The organism is Streptomyces sp. NPDC104307, from assembly GCF_055584045.1.
Genome location: NZ_JBVJMU010000002.1, coordinates 644,171 through 660,332, shown reverse-complemented (window position 1 = coordinate 660,332; position 16,162 = coordinate 644,171). Strand labels below are relative to the sequence as shown.

The window sequence follows — 16,162 nt, the reverse complement described above, 5'->3', positions numbered from 1 at the left end:
ACAACAGCCCGCGGTCCCGACAGGCGCGGCGCATGAGCGACCCATCACGTAGGAGTGTGTTCAAGGTGACTTCCGGTCCGGCCCCCCAGCGCAAGCGCGCCCGTGAGGCGGCGCTCGCCCGTGCCGTCGAGGACGGGCTGCTCGGCCCCGGCTCGCCCCTGGTCGGACTGCTCGACGTCGACGGGGTGCTGGCCGCGGTGGACGCGCTGAACGAGGCGTTCGAGGGGCCGGCCACGGTCCACCACACCTTCGCGGCCAAGGCGTGCGGACTGGTGCCGGTGCTCCGGCTGCTCGCGGAGGCGGGCATGGGCTGCGAGGTGGCGTCGCCCGGCGAGCTGGAACAGGCCCTCGCCGCGGGCTTCAGCCACGACCGGCTGGTGTTCGACAGCCCCGCGAAGACCGTCGAGGAGCTGGAGTTCGCCCTTGAGCACGGCATCGCGATCAACCTGGACAACTTCCAGGAGCTCGACCGCGTCGACCGCCTGCTGGCCGGCCGCGAGCCCGCCGGGCCCATCGGCCTCCGGGTGAACCCGCAGGTCGGGGCCGGGGCCATCGGGGCGATGAGCACCGCCACCGCGACGTCCAAATTCGGCGTCGCGCTGCGTGACCCGGGAGCCGTCGACGCGGTGATCGAGGCCTTCACCACGCGCCCCTGGCTCAACCGCCTGCACGCACACGTCGGCTCCCAGGGCTGCCCGCTGCCGCTCATCGCGCAGGGGGTCGGCGCCGCGTACGAGCTGGCGGAACGGATCAACAAGCAGCTGGGGCAGGCCCGGATCACCGGCCTGGACATCGGCGGCGGCCTGCCCGTGAACTTCGACAGCGAGGACGACCGCCCCACCTACACCGACTACGTCACCGAACTGCGCGCCGCCGCCCCCAGCCTCTTCGACGGCCGCTACACCCTCGTCACCGAGTTCGGCCGCTCACTGCTGGCGAAGAGCGGCACCATCGGCTCGGTCGTCGAGTACACCAAGTCGGCCGGCGGCCGGCGGATCGCGGTGACCCACGCCGGGGCCCAGGTGGCCACCCGTACGGTGTTCATGCCCGACTCCTGGCCCCTGCGCGTCGGCGTGTTCGACGCCTCTGGCCGGCCCAAGGAGGGGCCGCTCCAGGTCGTGGACATCGCCGGGCCGTGCTGCTTCGCCGGGGACCTGACCGCGAGCGCCCGCGAGCTTCCGGCGGTCGAGCCCGGGGACGTGGTGGCGCTGTACGACACCGGGGCGTACTACTTTTCCTCGCACTTCTCATACAATTCCCTGCCCAGACCCGCTGTATACGGTTATCGCACCGATTCGGCAGGGCAGGTCCGCCTCGCCATGGTCCGCGAGGCCCAGAGCGTGCGCGAAGTCGTTGAGGAGAGCGGCCTCTCCCACGCGGACGCGCTCGTGGCGCTGTGCGCGCGGGGACCGGAGCGGACACCGAAGAAGGAGGTGGCGGGGTGAAGCACGTTCTCATATCCGCCGACATGGAAGGGGCGACGGGCACCGTCTCCCCGGCGGACGTCACAGCCGGTACACCGCGCTACGAACGCTTCCGCCGACTGCTCACCCAGGACGTCAACGCCGCGGTCGCCGGGTTCGCGGACGCCGGCGCGGACGAGATCGTCGTCAACGACGCGCACTGCGGCATGGACAACGTACTCATCGAGGAACTCGACCCGCGCGCCGTCCTGATCGTCGGCCGGCACAAGCCGCTCGGCATGCTGGAGGGCCTGGCGGAGGGACCCGACGCGGTGGCCTTCGTCGGCTACCACACCGGCGCCGGCGAACAGGGCGTCCTCGCGCACACCTACCTCTCGCACAGCATCCTCGGCGTCCGCATCGACGGCGAGCCCGTCGGAGAGGGCGAGTTCAACGCCCTGGTCGCCGCGGAGGCCGGTGTCCCCGTCGTCCTGGTCACGGGCGACGACGTGACCTGCCGCGAAGCCACCGGGTACGCGCCCGGCTGCCGGACCGTCACCGTGAAGAGGGCGATCTCCCGGCACGCCGCCGTCTGCCGCACCCCGGCCGTCACGAGCGCCGACATCCGCCGCGAGGCCGCGGCAGCCCTCTCGGCGCCCCCGCGCCGGCCCGTCGCACGCCCCGTGCCGCACGTGGTGGAGGTCGACGTGGACAGCCCGCACCTCGCGGACCGCGCGAGCGCACTGTCCGGAGTCGCACTGGCCGGCCCCCGCACCGTCCGTATGGACACCCCGGACGCCGTGACGGCGCTGCGCCGTTTCCGGGCGCTCAGCTGGGTGATCGGCGGCGGTCGCGAGGGCGACTGGACCTGAGGACCCGGCGGTCCGGCGGCCCGGTGCCGGTGCCGCCCGAACGCCGCTCCGACGGCGCGCACGCCCCCCGCCTTGTACGACGTTGCCCATGACCTGGAGCTGCCATGACTTCCTCCGTACCGCAGAGAACGCCGCAGAAGACGCCGCAGAAGAGTTCGCAGAAAACGCCGCAGGGCCCGCAGCCGGAACTCAGCCGTTCGCTGCGCAACCGCCATATGTCGATGATCGCGATCGGCGGCGCGATCGGCGCCGGACTGTTCGTCGGCAGCGGCTCGGTGATCAAGACCGCGGGGCCCGCCGCGATCGTCTCGTACTGCCTGGCCGGCGCGCTCGTGCTGTGCACCATGCGGATGCTCGGTGAGATGGTCGTGGCGAGGCCCTCCTCGGGCTCCTTCGCCGACTACGCCCGTACCGCCATCGGGCCGTGGGCGGGCTTCACCATCGGATGGCTGTACTGGTACTACTACGTCATCATCGTGGCCGTGGAGGCCGTCGCGGGCGCGGCGATCCTGCACGCGTGGATCGGGCTGCCGCTCTGGGTGCTGGCCATGGGCCTGATGGTCGTGATGACCGCGACCAACCTGCTCTCCGTGAAGTCGTTCGGTGAGTTCGAGTTCTGGTTCTCCTCCGTCAAGGTCGCCGCGATCGTGGCGTTCCTGATCGTCGGCGGCCTCTACGTCTTCGGCGGCTGGCCGGGCTCGTCCTTCGACTTCTCCAACCTGACCGCGCACGGCGGCTTCGCGCCGAACGGATTCACCGCGATCTTCTCCGCGATCGTCGTGGTCATCTTCGCGTTCGGCGGAGCCGAGATCGTCACCATCGCGGCCGCCGAGAGCAAGGAGCCCGAGCGCTCGGTGGCCCGCGCCACCACCGGGATCATCTGGCGGATCATCCTCTTCTACGTCGGCTCCATCGTCCTCGTCGTCACCATCGTTCCGTGGGACAGCGCCAAGGTCCTGGCCAGCCCGTACGTCGCCGCCTGGAAGATCATCGGGCTGCCGGGCGCGGGCGTCGTGATGGACATCGTGATCCTCACGGCCGTGCTGAGCGTGCTCAACTCCTCGGTCTACGTCTCCTCGCGGATGCTGCGGGCGCTCGCCACCTACGGCGACGCCCCCACCTGGCTGGTGGCGACGAACAAGCGCCAGGTCCCGGCCCGCGCGATCCTGGCCGGAACGGCGGTCGGCTGGATCTCCGTCCTCCTGGCCTACCTGTCGCCGGACACCGTCTTCACCTATCTGGTGAACTCCTCCGGCGCGATCGCCATCTTCATGTACCTCATGATCGGCGTGTCCCAGCTGCGTATGCGCCGCCGGCTGGAGCGCGAGGAGCCCGAGCGGCTGACCCTGCGCATGTGGCTCTTCCCGTACCTGACCTGGGTGGTGATGGCCGGATTCGCCGCCGTACTGGTGGCCATGGCCGTCATCGGTGACCAGCGCACCCAGCTGTTCACCAGCCTCGGCAGCCTGGCCGTCGTCCTTATCGCGTACGCGGTGCGCAGGGCGCGCGGCAGCCGTCCGGTCCCGGACGCCGGGGCCACCGCCTGACCCGTCACGCGGAACCGCCCGCCCCCGCGTCCTTCCGGACGAGGGGGCGGGCGGTTCCGTATACCGAGGCCGTGACCGGAATCGAACCGGTGTAACTCGAGTTGCAGTCGAGCCCCTAAGCCTCTCGGGCACACGGCCGTGCGTTGTTCCGGTACCGACCGTAGGCGCCCGTGACCACGGCCGCCAAGAGCGCGGGCCGTCCCGCAACGCGACTGCCACACCCCGTTCATGAACAGCCGTCCGGTCCTACGACCAAGGGACCAGAACGGGAGGGACTCGCGACAGGGTCCAAGGGGGATTTTGCCCCTTACTCTAGGGTTCATGACCGCCCTGGAACCGCGTGACGCCGAGGTCTCGGCCCGCCCTGAAGACATCGATGGCCTGCATCGGATCATGGTCGCGGGGGCGGCGGAAGGGGTGCTCGGGCGCACCTACCGGGCGCTGAGCATCGGCATCGTCTCCGTCGTGTTCCTGATCGCCTTCGAGGCCACCGCCGTGGGGACCGCGATGCCGGTCGCCGCCCGTGAGCTGCACGGCATCCCGCTCTACGCGTTCGCGTTCTCGGCGTACTTCACCACCAGCCTCTTCGCCATGGTGCTCTCCGGCCAGTGGGCCGACCGGCGCGGCCCGCTGGGACCGCTCGCCGCCGGGATCAGCGCCTTCGGGCTGGGCCTGCTGCTGTCCGGGACCGCGGGCACCATGTGGATGTTCATCGCGGGGCGGGCCGTGCAGGGGCTCGGCGGTGGGCTGGTGATCGTCGCGCTGTACGTGGTGGTCAGCCGGGCCTACCCGGAGCCGCTGCGGCCCGCGATCATGGCCGGGTTCGCCGCGAGCTGGGTGATCCCGTCCGTCGTCGGGCCGCTGGCCTCCGGGAGCGTGACCGAGCACCTGGGCTGGCGCTGGGTCTTCGTCGGCATCCCGGTCCTGGTGGTCTTCCCGCTGGCGCTCGCGCTGCCCGCGATCCGGCGCATGGCGTCCGGGCCCGCGGACCCGGCGGCGCCCGTCGAACCGTTCGACCGCCGGCGCGTCGTGCTCGCGCTGGGCATCTCGCTGGGCGCGGGGCTGCTCCAGTACGCCGGTCAGGAGCGGAACTGGTTCTCGCTGCTGCCGCTCGTCGCCGGGGTCGCCCTGCTCGTCCCCGCGGTGCGCGGTCTGCTCCCCCGGGGCACCGGACGGGCGGCGCGCGGGCTGCCCTCCGTGGTGCTGCTGCGCGGGGTGGCGGCCGGTTCGTTCATCGCCGCCGAGTCGTTCGTCCCCCTGATGCTGGTCACCCAGCGCGGACTGTCCCCGACGATGGCCGGACTGTCGCTCGCGGCCGGTGGCGGGACCTGGGCGCTTGGCTCGTTCCTCCAGTCCCGGCCGCGCCTGGAGCCGCACCGGGAGCGGCTGATGGTGGCCGGCATGGTGCTGGTCGCCGCGGCGATCGCGGCCGCGCCCACCGTGCTGATCGACGGGGTGCCGGTCTGGACGGTCGCCGCGGCCTGGGCGGTCGGCTGCCTCGGCATGGGCACGGTGACCGCGTCGACGAGCGTGCTGCTGCTGAAACTGTCCGCACCGCATGAGGCGGGGGCGAACTCCGCGGCCCTGCAGATCTCGGACGGCCTCTCCAACGCCCTGCTGCTGGCCGCCGGCGGCGCGGCGTTCGGCGCGCTCGGCGGGGGAGCGGTGGGCGCCGTGCACGAGGCGGTTGAGGCGGGGTCCTCCGGCTCGCACCCGGGGGCGTTCGCGGTGGTGTTCCTGCCGATGGCGGGGGTCGCGCTGGTGGGGGCGTGGGTGGCTACGCGGGTGCGCGAGCGGTGAACGATACCGTCCTGGTATGGGCATGAACCTGCACCTTCGCGACGATCAGGCCGAGGCTCTCCGGCAGCGTGCCGACTTGGAGGGGGTTAGCGTGCACACGATCGTGCTTCGGGCCGTCGACGAGTACCTGGCCGGCTCTGCCCGACAGGCCGACGTCGCCCGATCGGCGAAGGAACAAGCGGCCAGGTGGAGCGAACTCATGAAGCGGCTCAAGTGAACTGTGGGCTGGTCATCGCGGTCGCCACAGGCGAAACGGACGAGGTGAAGGTCATCTCCCAGGGGTTGCGCGACCTGGTCACCGGTCACGTGTGAGAGCCGTCGCACTTCGTCCCGGGGTGGCGGCGTCCAGGGCGGATCGCCCGCCGTCCCCCGGTAGGGTGGCCCGGTTGTCGTATCGCGTGCGTGCCCGTCCCGGCCCGTGCGGACAGCACCCCACGTACCCGAGAGACCCGAACCGGAGACCGTGACTACTACCGCCTCCCACCACCTCTCACCCGCCTTTCCCGGCCGCGCCCCCTGGGGTACGGCCGGGAAGCTGCGAGCCTGGCAGCAGGGCGCCATGGAGAGGTACATCCAGGAGCAGCCGCGCGATTTCCTCGCCGTCGCGACCCCCGGCGCCGGTAAGACCACCTTCGCGCTGACCCTCGCGTCATGGCTGCTGCACCACCACGTCGTGCAGCAGGTCACCGTCGTGGCACCGACCGAGCACCTCAAGAAGCAGTGGGCGGAGGCCGCCGCCCGGATAGGGATCAAGCTCGACCCCGACTACAGCGCCGGCCCCGTGAGCAAGGAGTACCACGGGGTCGCCGTCACGTACGCGGGTGTCGGGGTCCGCCCGATGCTGCACCGCAACCGGTGCGAGCAGCGCAAGACCCTGGTGATCCTCGACGAGATCCACCACGCCGGTGACTCGAAGTCCTGGGGCGAGGCGTGCCAGGAGGCGTTCGACCCGGCGACCCGCCGGCTGGCGCTCACCGGGACGCCGTTCCGCTCCGACACCAACCCGATCCCCTTCGTCGTCTACGAGGAGGGGAACGACGGCATCCGGCGGTCCTCCGCCGACTACACCTACGGCTACGGCAACGCGCTGGCCGACGGCGTGGTCCGTCCGGTGATCTTCCTCAGCTACAGCGGCAACATGCGCTGGCGCACCAAGGCCGGTGACGAGATCGCCGCCCGGCTCGGCGAGCCGATGACCAAGGACGCCATCGGGCAGGCCTGGCGCACCGCGCTCTCGCCCACCGGCGACTGGATCCCCAATGTGCTCAGCGCCGCCGACAAGCGGCTGACCGAGGTCCGCAAGGGCATTCCGGACGCGGGCGGCCTGGTCATCGCGACCGACCAGGAGTCCGCCCGCGAGTACGCCAAGATCCTCAAGAAGGTGACCGGCGAGAAGGCCACCGTCGTCCTGTCCGACGAGAAGGCCGCGTCCAAGCGGATCGACGCGTTCACCGAGGACGGCTCGCGCTGGATGGTCGCCGTCCGGATGGTGTCGGAGGGCGTCGACGTGCCGCGCCTCGCGGTCGGCGTGTACGCCACCACCATCTCGACGCCGCTCTTCTTCGCCCAGGCCGTCGGCCGCTTCGTGCGCTCCCGCAAGCGCGGCGAGACCGCCTCGGTCTTCGTACCGACGATCCCGATGCTGCTCGACTTCGCCAACGAGATGGAGGTCGAACGGGACCACGTCCTCGACAAGCCCAAGAAGGGCAGCGAGGAGGAGAACCCGTTCGCGGAGGAGGACAAACTCCTCGCCGACGCGGAGAAGCTGGAGGACGAGGAGACCGAGGAGCAACTGCCCTTCGAGGCCCTCGAATCCGACGCGGTCTTCGACCGGGTGCTGTACGACGGTGCCGAGTTCGGCATGCAGGCGCACCCGGGCAGCGAGGAGGAGCAGGACTACCTCGGGATCCCGGGGCTGCTGGAGCCCGACCAGGTGCAGCTGCTGCTCCAGAAGCGGCAGACCCGGCAGATCGCGCACAGCCGCCAGAAGCCGGCCTCCGAGGCCGACCTGCTGGAGAAGCCGGCCGAGGACCGGCCGGTGGTCACGCACAAGCAGCTGCTGAGCCTGCGCAAGCAGCTGAACACCATGGTGTCGGCCTACACGCACCAGAGCGGCAAGCCGCACGGGGTCATCCACACCGAGCTGCGGCGGGTGTGCGGCGGGCCGCCGAGCGCGGAGGCCACCGCAGGGCAGATCGAGCAGCGGATCAGGAAGGTCCAGGAGTGGGCCACCCGCATGACGTGAGCCCGCCGGAAACGCGTGGGCACCGGCCCGGGGCACAGGACAGCCGTCCTCGCCCCGGGCCGGTGTCATGAGCGGACCGGCTTCAACGGGCTGAGGCCGGTGTCATGAGAGAGCCCGCCGCTACCAGACGAACGGTGCGGACTGGCTGGTCGTCGCCACGCACGGCACGGTGGCCGACGTCGGGGACGAGGCCACGATCCGCAGCGACCAGTTGGAGGTGGTCGGGGGAGTGGGCAGCACCGTGGAGTTGGTGCTGTCCCCGGCCGCGAGGGTGCCAGAGGTCAGCTTCAGCGGGCCGAGGGTGATCGGATTCCCGCCGCTCAGACCGGGGTTGGTCTTCGCGGAGAACTGGACCTGACTGGTGACGCCGCCCGAGGTCTTGGTGAGGGTCAGCGTCGTGGTGATGCTGTTCGGGTCGGCGCTCGTGCCGGCCGGCATCGTGATCGCCGTGGAGGTGATCTTGATGGTCTTACTGGTGCCCGAGTCCGCGGCGGTCAGCGTGGCGAGACCGCTGCCCCAGGAGCCGCAGTTGTAGCTCGCCGTAGCGGTGAGCGGGGTGACGGCCGAGGCGGTCGGGGACGACAGCGCGAGCATGGCACCGACGGCACACGCGGCGCCCGCCACCAGCGGCAGGCGTCTTCGGCCCGGGGTGTGACGTGAAGAGATCGACATGACGGGTGGAACTCCTTCCGGTTGAATTCCGCAGATTCGCTGGATCGGTACCAGCCTGCGGATCTGCGTGCCGGGCCCGGCATGTCGGGTGCAGTGAAACGGTGATCTTCGAAGATGTCAACGGATGCGCCGAAAACGCGTGCTGAAATGCTTTTCTGCCATTTCCGAAAGGATCAATTCGGTCTCTCTTGACTTCTCTGCACCGGAGCTCCTCAATGTGCGCAATCAATGGGCCATGAAAGGGTGTCAGGTGATCCGACGTCGAAGACCCGGGGTGACCGGTCTGCTCGCAGCCTGCTTCGTACTGTCGCTGGGCTGTGTCGGAGCCGCCGCGCCGCTTCCCCCGCACCACGCCACGGCGGCCGCGGCCGGCACGGTGACCCCGACCGTCCACTGCACCCTGCCCGCGGGCCAGGGCGAGGCGACCGGGCCGCAGGAGATGAACGTCGAGCTGTCGCCCGCGGTCGTCGCCCCGGGCGGCAAGGTGCACGCCAGGGTGACGCTCGGCGCGTCCCCCGCCACCAGCGCCATCGCCCTGGACGACGTGCCGACCATCCCCAGCCTCGACCTCGCGATGTCCGGCGGGGCCACCGGCACCGTCACCGTGCGGGGCGCCGAGTTCACCATGGACGTGCCGGCCGGGCAGCCCATCGAGATCCCCGCGTACGAGGGCGACTTCCTGGTTCCGGTGGACGCCTCCGGCGAGATATCGCTCGCCCCGGTCCGCACCCTCACCCAGACCAAGGTCCTCGGATCGGTCTTCGAGACACCGTGCGACGTCGTCGGTGACGTGGGCAGCGTCGGCACCGTCACCGCGGAGGGCTCCACCTCGGAACCCGCCACCCTGACCGCCCCGGCAGACCCGGTACGCCCCAACACCGCCGTCAAGCTGCGCGGTTCGCAGTGGACGCCGGACGGCACCCCCGTACCGTCGCTCTGCGCGGCGGGCGGTGGCGGCTGCGACCCGCTGAAGTTCACCTCGAACACCCTGCGGATCGACTCCTACGGCACGCTCACCGGCACCGCGACCCTGGGCGAGGCCGGGGCGGTGCCCGACGGCAGATACGAGGTGAAGGTGAACGACGGTACGAAGGAGGCCACCGCACCCCTCACCGTCGAGGCCGTCGCGGCAGGCAACCGGGAGATCTCACTGTCGGCGGACAGCGGCCCGGTCGGCAGCGTGGTCACCGTCAGCGGCCGGAACTACAACCCGGACCGCTGGATCAACATCATCGGCCTCGACGCGGCGGGCACCGGGCTCGACGACAGCGCGGTCTACGTCAAGAGCGGCCCGGACGGCACCTTCGCCGTCGAGTTCACCGTCATCTCCGACGCCGTCGTCGCCGTCCAGGCCGACGAGGGCAACGACCCGGCGACCGTCCGCACGGCGCCGTTCACCGTCACCAAAGAAGGCGGCGGCGGGGACGACGGCGGCACGGCGGAGCAGCAACTGACCACCGAGGTCAGGGCCGGGACGCTGGCCATGACCCAGACCGGCGACACCGTCGACTTCGGCACCACGGTCCTCGGCGCGGACACCGGTGCGCAGCGGGCCCGGCTCAACCGGGTCGAGGTGGAGGACGCCAGAGGCGTCAACAGCGGATGGTCGCTGACCGCCACCCTGAGCCGCTTCACGAGCGCCGACGGGAACATCATCCCGGCCTATGCCGTGCGCTGGACCCCGGCCTGCTCGGCACAGGACGGGAGCGTGGGGACACCGGTGGCCGGAGCGCCCACGGCGCTCGGGAGCGAGGCGGCGAGCCTCTGCCGGGTCGATCCGGACGGATCACGTCCGTTCACCGGCGGGAAGTTCGACGCCGACGCCGATCTCGCCCTCACCGTTCCCGAATTCACCCGGCCCGGAGACTACAGCGCCACCCTGACCCTGACCCTGCTGTAACGGAGGAAATCCTTCAGGACGCCCGATCGCTCCATACGGCAATGGAGCGGCCGGGCGTTTCCCGTTCCGCGTCCGCATCATTCCGCCCATTCCCATCATCCGCATTCCGCTTCCTTTGGAGGAGCCGTATGTTCGCGCATCACAGACCCGCCGGCACGAGAAGACCGGGTGGCTCGGCATTACGCCGCGCCGTCGCACTCGGCGCCACCACCCTGCTCGTCTGGACCGGCGGATCCGCCGCCCTGGCACCCCTCGCCCACGCCGGTACGGTCACCCCGACCGTGCACTGCACCCTGCCCGCCGGCCAGGGCGAGGCGACCGGGCCGCAGCAGATGAACGTAGAACTCACCCCCGACGTCGTCGACCCGGGCGGCAAGGTCCACGCCAAGGTGACGCTCGGCCCGTCCCCCGCCACCAGCGGGCTCAGCCTCAACGACGTACCCACCACCCCGAGCCTCGACCTCGCCATGTCCGGCGGCGCCACCGGCACGGTGACCGTCACAGGGCCCCAGGTCTCCCTCGACATCCCGTCCGGGAAACCGATCGAGATCCCGCCGTACGAAGGGGACTTCATCGTCCCCGCCAACGCGAGCGGGCCGGTCTCCTTCACCCCGCTGCGCAACCTCACCCGTACCAAGGTGCTCGGCGGCACCTACGAGACGCCGTGCGTCGTGACCGCGGGCGGCGGGTCCATCGGCACCGTGACCGTGGAGGGCAGCGCCGGACAGCCGGCCACGCTGATCGCCCCCACCACCCCGGTGCGCCCGTCCACCGCGGTCACCCTGGCGGGCAGCCGCTGGACCCCGTCCGCCACCCCCGTACCGTCGCTCTGCGCGCCGGACGGCGGCGGCTGCGACCCGGCCAAGTTCGCCTCCTCCACCCTCAAGATCGACGGCTCCGGGCAGCTGACCGGCAACGCCGTGCTCGCGGAGGCGGGCGCCGTGCCGGACGGCTCGTACCTGGTGAAGGTCGGCGACGGTACGAAGGAGACGACCGCGCCGCTGACCGTCCGCGCCTTCGTCCCCGACGGGCCCCGCGCGATCGCGCTGTCCCGGAGCAGCGGGCCGGTCGGCAGCGTCATCACCGTCACCGGGAGCAACTACTTCCAGGACCGGTGGATCAACACGGTCGCCCTCGACGCGAGCGGGGCGACCCTCGACGACACCGCCGTCTACGTGAAGAGCGGGTCCGACGGGAAGTTCCGCGTCGAGCTCACCGTCTCGGACCCGGCCATCGCCTCGGTCCAGGTCGACGAGGCCAACGACCCGGCGACCGTACTCACCGCGCCGTTCACCGTGACCGAGGCCACCGCGACGCTCTCGGCGGGCACGGCCAAGGTCAAACCGGGCGGGTCCATCGGCGTCTCCGGCGACGGCTGGCCGTCCGGCGTCACCCCGGTCGCCGAGCTGTGCGCCGCCGACGGCACCGGCTGCGACGCGGCCCGGATCAGCGGCTCCACCCTCCGGATCACCGCCGACGGCAACCTGAGCGGCACGGTCACCGTCGCCGGCTCCACCCCCCGCGCCGTGTACGCGCTCCGCGTCACCGCCGGCAGCTCGGAGGCCCTCACCCAGCTGACCGTCTCACCGACGTACATCGTCCTCACCCCGGCGGCCGGCCCGAAGGGCACCGCGGTCACCGTCCTGGGACAGGGCTTCGCGAAGGTCGCGACCGTGTCGATCGTCGGTCTGCGGGCCGACGGCTCACAGACCTCCGATCCGGTGCGGACCAAGGTGGTCGGCCTCGACGGGGCCTTCTCGCAGACCTTCACCGTCAAGGCGGCCGACACCGTCGCGATCCGGGTCCGCGAGGTCCTCGTCAACCCGCGCACCGAGACGGCCGCCTTCACCGTCCAGGACGGCACGGTCCCGGCCGGCCCGTCCTTCGCGCTCTCGCCGCCCGAAGGACCGGTCGGCACCGTGGTCCAGGTGACCGGCCGGGGCTTCGCCCCCGTCGCCACGGTCTCCGTGACCGGACGCACCGCGGACGGGAAGCAGACCTCCGACTCCTACGTCACCCGGATCATCGGGCTCGACGGCACCTTCGCCCTCAACTTCACCGTCCGGGACCCGGCGACGAAGTCGATCCGGGCCTGCGAAGTGCTCGTGAACGGTAAAACCGTCCAGCAATTGTTCACGGTGAGTTAACGCTGGTTCACATCTGATGTACGGAGCGTCGCGAGGGAGTCGGCCGACATGGACGCGCGTAGATCCGCGCCATCCGGCCGACGCCCCGCTGACCGGCACTTATGCTCGCGGCGCACAAGCGCTTTTCCGCAGGCGCCCGGATTCTGGACGAGGTCTTCCGCTGAGCGGACTGGCTCGCTACTGTCCCAAAAATGTGAACGCCCCGTGGCAACGCCGCCGCGGAGCGCAGCCGGTGCCTTGGCCAGGCCGGCGGCCTCTCCGTGCGTCGCCGCTGGGACCGGTGACGCACAATCCGTGGGAACCAGCCGCCGCCGCTCACCAAAGAGGAGAGGGCGTCGTGACCGCGGAGACCTCGCAGACGCTCGACCGGGGACTGCGTGTCCTCAAACTGCTTGCCGACACCGACCACGGACTGACGGTCACCGAGTTGTCGAACAAACTCGGCGTCAACCGCACCGTGGTCTACCGCCTGCTCGCCACCCTGGAGCAACACACCCTGATCCGGCGCGATTTGGGCGGCAGAGCCAGAGTCGGCCTGGGCGTACTGCGCCTGGGCCGCCAGGTGCACCCGCTCGTCCGCGAGGCCGCGCTGCCCGCGCTGCGCTCGCTGGCGGAGGACATAGGGGCCACGGCCCACCTCACGCTCGTCGACGGCACGGACGCGCTGGCCGTCGCGGTCGTCGAACCGACCTGGACGGACTACCACGTCGCGTACCGGGCCGGCTTCCGCCACCCGCTCGACCGGGGCGCCGCGGGCCGGGCCATCCTCGCGGCCCGGCAGAAGCCGGTGGGCGAAACCGCGTTCACCCTCACCCACGGTGAGCTGGAAGCCGGGGCGAGCGGTGCGGCGGCCGCGCTGATGGGGGTGACGGGGGTCGAGGGCAGCGTCGGCGTCGTGATGCTCGCGGACGCGGTCCCGGAACGGGTGGGCCCCCGCGTGGTGGACGCGGCCCGGGAAGTAGCGGACGCGCTTCGTTGACGCGGGGCCCTTGGGGTGCGGGGTTCCGTCCTCAATCGCCGGACGGGCTTGTTTGTGCGGGTCCCCCGCTGGGCGCCCTGTCCGGTGGGTGGGGGTTCGGGGTCCCTCCGGGGCGTCTCCTCGAACGACGAACGTGCGGGGGGTACGCATTGCGTACCCGGGTCTGTGTTCGTCGTTCTGCGGGGACTCCCCTGCACGCCCCCGAACCCGGCCGCCGTGCGTCTGCGGCAGCACTCCGGCCGGTGTGCAGACGCGACTGGGCCTGGGGTGGGGACGTGCAGGGGAGTCCCCGCAGAAAATGGCGTACGACCCGGGTCCCTCACGTACCCGGGTGAACACGCCATTTTTGAGGAGACGCCCCGGAGGGGCACCACCCCCCACCCACCGGACAGGCGCACCCCGCGGGGGACCCGCACTCAAGCCCGTCCGGCGATTGAGGACGGAACCCCGCACCACAGCACCCCGCACCCCGACAGGGCACACCGCACACCGCACAGGCGGGTCCGGTTAGATTGGGCGGGTGCTCACACGTCTCTCGCGCCCCCGCACCCTCGCCCTCTGCGCCCTGCCCGTGCTCGCCCTCTTCGGCGTGGCCGCCTTCGCGCCGCTGCCGTTCACGCTGGCGCAGCCCGGTACGACGGCGAATGTGCTCGGGGACGACAAGGGGGCCCCTGTGATCACCATCGAGGGCACCCCCACCCGGCCCACCAAGGGCCAGCTGCGGATGACGACGATCGTGGCGACCGGGCCCGACGCCGATGTCGGGATCAGTGACGTGATCGACAGCTGGTTCCGTACGGACCGGGCGGTCATGCCCCGGGACTCGATCTACCCGAGCGGCGGCTCCGAGAAGGAGATCGAGAAGCACAACCTGGACGACATGGTGGAGTCGCAGGACTCGGCCGTGGACGCCGCGCTGAACTACCTCGGCAGGAAGCCAGGATCCGTCGACGTCACCCTGCACCTCGCCGACGTGGGCGGCCCGAGCGCGGGACTGTTCTTCGCGCTCGGGATCGTCGACAAGCTCGACGGCGACGGCTCCGGGGGCGATCTCACCGGCGGCCGCACCATCGCCGGCACGGGCACCATCGAGGCGGACGGCAAGGTCGGCGCGGTCGGCGGCGTCTCGCTGAAGACGCAGGCGGCCCGCCGGGACGGGGCGAGTGTGTTCCTCGTGCCGAAGGCGGAGTGCAAGGAGGCGCACGCCGAGCTTCCCGACGGGCTGCGGCTGATCCCGGTCACGACTCTGAAGGGCGCGGTCTCCTCGCTGCGGGCACTGGATCACGGGGGCAAGGTCCCGAGCTGCTGACCTGCCGTTCCACGTGGTGCGAGGGCTCATCCGGACCGGCGCCCGGTTCGTCGTCCATCGTCCGCCAGGCCGGGAAGACCAGCGGGCTCAGTGTCGCGAGCAGGTAGCACCCGCCCATCGCCAGCAGCGCCCCCGAGGCGCCCGCGCTCTCCACCAGCAGCCCGGCCGCGAGACCGCCCACCGGCATGGCCAGCTCGCAGCCGGCGGTGATCGCTCCGGAGACCCGGCTGCGCAGCGCGTCGGGGACGCTCCCGTAGATCACCGTCGTCAGGATCGGGTTCAGCACGCCGCCCGCGATCCCGCTCAGCACCATCGTCACGGCCAGCGGCGGCGTCGTGCCGGTGAGCGCCGCGACCAGGAACCTCGGCGCCCCGCACAGCACCACGCAGACGCTGAACACGGTGCGCCGTGAGTAGCGGTGCCCCACCGCCCCGTACAGCAGGGCCCCGGTCAGGCCGCCCGCCCCGAACAGCGCGGTGAGCAGTCCCAGATCCCGGGCCCCGCCGAGTTCGGCCGAGGCGTGGACCGGCAGCAGGACGGCGGCCCAGCCCTGGTCGGTGCCGTTCATGATCAGGACCATCACGACGACGCCCAGCAGCAGCCGGTTGCCGAACAAGTAGGCGTAGCCTTCGCGTAGTTCGCGCTTGTAGGTGGGCAGCGAGACCGGTTCGGCGGTCCTGACCGGTTCGGCCGCGCGCACGCCCCGTAGCCCTGCCGCGATGAGCGCGGCGGAGGTGAGGAAGGTGGCCGCGTCCAGCAGCAGTACGGTCTCCGCGCCGACCAGCGCGATCAGCACCCCGGCCAGCGCGGCGCCGACCATCCTGGCCCCGCGCGAGACCGCGTCGAAGAGGCTGGCGGCGCGGGGGAGTGTGGTGCCGGCGTGTTCGGCGAGGTCGGGTACCAGGACGTAGCGCGCGGTGTTGCCGGGCGTGTGGAACAGCCCGTTGACGGCCATCAGGGTGCAGAGCATCCAGAAGGTGAGGGCGTCGGCGTAGTGGAGCAACGGCACTGCGGCGACGGCCAGTCCGCACACCGTGTCGGAGGCTACGGAGACCCGGCGGCGGCCGATCCGGTCGATGACGGGACCGCCGATCAGGGCGGAGACGACGATCGGGAGGGTCGCGCAGAAGGCGACGAGCCCGGCCCGGCCGGCGCTGCCCGTGGTTTCGAGGACGAACCACGGAACGCCGATGAGGGTGAGTGAAGTACCGGCGGTGGATATGGAGTTGGCGGACAGTACGGCGACGAGAGGTAGCCGGTTCCGCGTGTTCTTCCCCCCGTCCACGGG

General features: G+C 71.4%; 12 protein-coding genes and 1 tRNA gene. 10 read left to right on the top strand and 3 right to left on the bottom strand.

Features of this window, described 5'->3' with window-relative positions; all coding sequences use genetic code 11:
- The first annotated feature begins 32 nt into the window (after positions 1 to 32).
- The 3 genes from ACZ601_RS09665 (at position 33) to ACZ601_RS09655 (ending at position 3,822) form a co-directional block, all read left to right on the top strand.
- Entirely contained in the window at positions 33 to 1,445 is a 1,413-nt protein-coding gene (locus ACZ601_RS09665) for a diaminopimelate decarboxylase (RefSeq protein WP_469535093.1), read from the top strand.
- Positions 1,442 to 2,275 (top strand): M55 family metallopeptidase, encoded by an 834-nt coding sequence (locus ACZ601_RS09660; protein WP_469535091.1) that lies wholly within the window; start codon positions 1,442 to 1,444, stop codon positions 2,273 to 2,275. Before ACZ601_RS09665 ends, ACZ601_RS09660 begins: the two co-directional genes overlap by 4 nt.
- 104 nt (positions 2,276 to 2,379) lie before the next feature.
- Positions 2,380 to 3,822 (top strand): amino acid permease, encoded by a 1,443-nt coding sequence (locus ACZ601_RS09655; protein WP_469535089.1) that lies wholly within the window; start codon positions 2,380 to 2,382, stop codon positions 3,820 to 3,822.
- Positions 3,823 to 3,888: 66 nt separating this feature from the next.
- Here the strand turns inward: ACZ601_RS09655 and ACZ601_RS09650 are convergent.
- Positions 3,889 to 3,960: transfer RNA gene (locus ACZ601_RS09650), tRNA-Cys, on the bottom strand.
- A gap of 183 nt (positions 3,961 to 4,143) precedes the next feature.
- Between ACZ601_RS09650 and ACZ601_RS09645 the strand changes: the two genes are divergently transcribed.
- The 3 genes from ACZ601_RS09645 (at position 4,144) to ACZ601_RS09635 (ending at position 7,867) form a co-directional block, all read left to right on the top strand.
- Entirely contained in the window at positions 4,144 to 5,622 is a 1,479-nt protein-coding gene (locus ACZ601_RS09645) for an MFS transporter (protein WP_469535086.1), read from the top strand.
- A gap of 16 nt (positions 5,623 to 5,638) precedes the next feature.
- The gene (locus tag ACZ601_RS09640; protein ID WP_469535084.1) at positions 5,639 to 5,839 is read left to right on the top strand and encodes a CopG family transcriptional regulator; all 201 of its coding nucleotides are present in this window, start codon (positions 5,639 to 5,641) and stop codon (positions 5,837 to 5,839) included.
- A gap of 246 nt (positions 5,840 to 6,085) precedes the next feature.
- A complete protein-coding gene (locus tag ACZ601_RS09635) occupies positions 6,086 to 7,867 on the top strand; it encodes a DEAD/DEAH box helicase (RefSeq protein WP_469535081.1) in 1,782 nt (593 codons plus the stop codon).
- Between the two features lie 120 nt (positions 7,868 to 7,987).
- On the opposite strand, the gene ACZ601_RS09630 is transcribed toward ACZ601_RS09635, so the two are convergent.
- On the bottom strand, positions 7,988 to 8,539 hold the full coding sequence (locus ACZ601_RS09630; protein ID WP_440576284.1) for a hypothetical protein: 552 nt from the start codon (positions 8,537 to 8,539) through the stop codon (positions 7,988 to 7,990).
- Positions 8,540 to 8,813: 274 nt separating this feature from the next.
- On the opposite strand from ACZ601_RS09630, the gene ACZ601_RS09625 reads away from it, so the two are divergent.
- From ACZ601_RS09625 to ACZ601_RS09610, 4 genes are all read left to right on the top strand, one after another.
- Positions 8,814 to 10,439, top strand: a complete 1,626-nt coding sequence (locus ACZ601_RS09625; protein ID WP_469535078.1) for a WxL domain-containing protein — start codon at positions 8,814 to 8,816, stop codon at positions 10,437 to 10,439.
- Positions 10,440 to 10,567: 128 nt separating this feature from the next.
- Complete coding sequence (locus ACZ601_RS09620; RefSeq protein ID WP_469535075.1) at positions 10,568 to 12,586, top strand: hypothetical protein; 2,019 nt, start codon at positions 10,568 to 10,570, stop codon at positions 12,584 to 12,586.
- 337 nt (positions 12,587 to 12,923) lie between these two features.
- Positions 12,924 to 13,565, top strand: coding sequence for an IclR family transcriptional regulator (locus ACZ601_RS09615; protein WP_024489166.1), 642 nt, complete (start codon positions 12,924 to 12,926; stop codon positions 13,563 to 13,565).
- 520 nt (positions 13,566 to 14,085) lie between these two features.
- Positions 14,086 to 14,874 (top strand): S16 family serine protease, encoded by a 789-nt coding sequence (locus ACZ601_RS09610; RefSeq protein WP_469535072.1) that lies wholly within the window; start codon positions 14,086 to 14,088, stop codon positions 14,872 to 14,874.
- On the opposite strand, the gene ACZ601_RS09605 is transcribed toward ACZ601_RS09610, so the two are convergent.
- Positions 14,804 to 16,159: an MFS transporter gene (locus ACZ601_RS09605; protein WP_469535070.1), complete on the bottom strand. Its 1,356-nt coding sequence runs from the start codon at positions 16,157 to 16,159 to the stop codon at positions 14,804 to 14,806. The genes ACZ601_RS09610 and ACZ601_RS09605 overlap by 71 nt on opposite strands.
- Positions 16,160 to 16,162: the final 3 nt, after the last annotated feature.

Coding starts and splice junctions, on each gene's coding strand:
- ACZ601_RS09665 (WP_469535093.1), top strand. CDS start 33: ATGAGCGACCCATCACGTAGGAGTGTGTTCAAGGTGACTTCCGGTCCG.
- ACZ601_RS09655 (WP_469535089.1), top strand. CDS start 2,380: ATGACTTCCTCCGTACCGCAGAGAACGCCGCAGAAGACGCCGCAGAAG.
- ACZ601_RS09645 (WP_469535086.1), top strand. CDS start 4,144: ATGACCGCCCTGGAACCGCGTGACGCCGAGGTCTCGGCCCGCCCTGAA.
- ACZ601_RS09640 (WP_469535084.1), top strand. CDS start 5,639: ATGGGCATGAACCTGCACCTTCGCGACGATCAGGCCGAGGCTCTCCGG.
- ACZ601_RS09630 (WP_440576284.1), bottom strand. CDS start 8,539: ATGTCGATCTCTTCACGTCACACCCCGGGCCGAAGACGCCTGCCGCTG.
- ACZ601_RS09620 (WP_469535075.1), top strand. CDS start 10,568: ATGTTCGCGCATCACAGACCCGCCGGCACGAGAAGACCGGGTGGCTCG.